Annotated in this window: 3 protein-coding genes and 1 pseudogene; all 4 read left to right on the forward strand. The window is 52.6% G+C overall.

All coding sequences use genetic code 11. From position 1 onward, the window contains the following. Positions 1 to 143 precede the first annotated feature (143 nt). Complete coding sequence (gene ctaD, locus AC52W5_RS13220) at positions 144 to 1,724, forward strand: cytochrome c oxidase subunit I (protein WP_074976124.1); 1,581 nt, start codon at positions 144 to 146, stop codon at positions 1,722 to 1,724. A 119-nt stretch (positions 1,725 to 1,843) separates the two neighbouring features. Beyond that, entirely contained in the window at positions 1,844 to 2,401 is a 558-nt protein-coding gene (locus AC52W5_RS13225; RefSeq protein WP_495671332.1) for a cytochrome c oxidase assembly protein, read from the forward strand. Then, entirely contained in the window at positions 2,398 to 2,604 is a 207-nt protein-coding gene (locus AC52W5_RS13230; RefSeq protein ID WP_074976122.1) for a DUF2970 domain-containing protein, read from the forward strand. Before AC52W5_RS13225 ends, AC52W5_RS13230 begins: the two co-directional genes overlap by 4 nt. 30 nt (positions 2,605 to 2,634) lie before the next feature. After that, positions 2,635 to 2,815, forward strand: a pseudogene (locus AC52W5_RS13235) (cytochrome c oxidase subunit 3); the annotation flags it as partial.

The raw sequence follows: 2,815 nt of genomic DNA on the forward strand, positions 1-2,815 counted from the left end.
AATGGCGCCATTCAAGCACCTGTCGGATGTGGATATTGCCTCGGTGATCACCTACCAGCGCAATTCCTTCGGCAACTCGACAGGCGATGCCGTCCAGCCATCCGAAATCAATCAACACAGATAATAGCCTCAAGGAGGAAACCATGGCAGCAGTACACGATCACGACATTGCGCATGCCCACGATCATCATCCCACCGGCTTGATGCGTTGGCTGACCAGCACGAACCACAAGGACATCGGCACGATGTATCTGTGGTTCAGCTTCATCATGTTCCTGACGGGGGGCGTGATGGCGCTGACCATCCGGGCGGAGTTATTCCAGCCGGGAATACAGATCGTCAATCCCGAATTTTTCAACCAGCTCACCACCCTGCACGGGCTTGTGATGATTTTCGGCGCCATCATGCCGGCCTTCGTCGGTTTTGCCAACTGGCAGGTACCGATGATGATCGGTGCTCCCGACATGGCCTTTGCGCGAATGAATAACTGGAGCTTCTGGCTGTTGCCTCCCGCAGCGCTGCTGTTGCTCGGTTCCTTCTTTGCTCCGGGTGGGGCCCCAGCCGGAGGTTGGACAATCTATCCGCCGTTGTCTGTTCAGATGGGCATGGGAATGGACATGACGATCTTTGCGATTCACATCATGGGCGCTTCTTCCATCATGGGATCGATCAACATCATCACCACCATTCTCAACATGCGCGCGCCGGGCATGACCCTGATGAAGATGCCGCTGTTCGTATGGACCTGGTTGATCACTGCGTATCTGCTGGTGCTGGTCATGCCGGTGCTCGCCGGTGCGGTGACCATGCTGCTGACTGACCGCAATTTTGGTACCAATTTCTTCAATGCCGCAGGCGGTGGTGACCCCGTGATGTTCCAGCATATCTTCTGGTTCTTCGGGCACCCGGAAGTCTACATCATGATTCTGCCGGCATTTGGTATCGTCTCTGAAATCATCCCAACCTTCGCGCGTAAACCGCTGTTCGGGTATTCCTCGATGGTATATGCAACTGCCTCCATCGCGATACTTTCCTGCATCGTCTGGGCGCATCATATGTTTACTGCCGGTATGCCAGTAACGGGGCAACTGTTCTTCATGTATGCAACCATGTTGATCGCCGTGCCGACGGGTGTGAAAGTGTTCAACTGGACGGCTACCATGTGGCGCGGGTCCATGACCTTTGAGACACCCATGCTGTTTGCCATCGGCTTCATCTTCCTGTTTACGCTCGGCGGCTTCAGCGGCGTGGTGTGTGCCATTGTTCCGATCGATATTCAGGTGCAGGATACCTACTATGTGATCGCGCACTTCCATTATGTGCTGGTATCCGGTGCGCTGTTCGCGATATTTGGCGGTGCCTACTACTGGCTGCCGAAGTGGACGGGTCACATGTATGACGAGACACTGGGCAAATGGCACTTCTGGCTGTCCATGTTCTTCTTCAATCTCACTTTCTTCGTCCAGCACTTCCTGGGGCTTGCCGGCATGCCGCGCCGTATTCCCGACTATGCGCTGCAATTTGCGGACTTCAATATGATTTCCAGCATCGGCGCCTTTGGATTCGGTTTGAGCCAGTTGCTGTTCCTCTATGTGGTGCTGAAATGCATCCGTGGTGGTGCAAAGGCGACCGCCCAGACCTGGGAAGGTGCGAAGACTCTGGAGTGGACCTTGCCGTCGCCCCCTCCCTACCATAGTTTCGAAACCCCTCCTGTTATTCGTTAAGAATTGGGGAATAATATGAAGGACGATGCAGAAAGAAGGCGCGGTGCAATCAGAACAGCCCTCTTTCTGCTCGCGACTGTAATAGCACTCTTTGTTGCGGTTATTGTAAAAAACTGGTGATGAACGTAACTGAAGCGAATTCCGTCGTACTCAGGAAACTGTTGATCTTTACTGTAATGATGTTTGGTTTCGGCTTCGCACTCGTTCCGTTTTACGAGAAGATCTGTGAAGTTACAGGCCTCAACAATCTGTTACAGGCAGATACGCTGGTGGAAAATACCCAGGTTGATACGGCTCGATGGGTAACGGTGGAACTGGATGCCAACACACGGGGACTGCCTTGGCAGTTCAAGCCTCTGCAGTCCAGTGTGCGTGTGCATCCGGGCGAGTTGACACAAGTGGTCTATGAGGTGAGAAATAACTCCGACCGGGAGATCAACGGTCAGGCGATACCCAGTTACAGTCCTCAGTTACTGGGAAAACACTTGAAAAAACTCGAGTGTTTCTGTTTCAGCAAGCAGGTATTGAAACCGAGAGAGGTACGGCAAATGCCGGTTCAATTCCTGATCGAACCAGGTCTGCCAACCGATATCAATACGGTTACCATCTCGTATACCTTTTTTGAGTTGGGTAACGATAATACTGCCAGCTTGGATATCAACGCGGACCAGCTTTGAAAGACGATAACAAGCAACCGCCCAAAGGAACGTTGCTGCAGATAGCGAAAGCGGTATTTTGGGCTTTTTTTGGAGTGCGCAAGCAGAGTGACCTCGACAGCGATGCGAGTTCATTGACGCCGGCGCAGGTAATCATCGGAGGCCTTATAGGCGCTGCCCTGTTCGTCATGAGCTTGATAATAGTGGTTAAAATAGTTACTTAGACTCAATTTTATATACGCAGGAGAAAGAGCATGAGCCAACAAGGAGGAGGTCACTACTACGTTCCAGCGCCGTCGGCCTGGCCCATTACAGGGTCACTAGCGCTGTTATTCATGGGATTCGGTGCGGCCTTGTCGGTCAACCGGATTCCCCTGGGTTACGGATTGCTGGCGACAGGCTTTGCCATACTCGTCTACATGATGTTTGGATGGT

The sequence above is a fragment of the Nitrosospira sp. CT genome, from assembly GCF_059489795.1.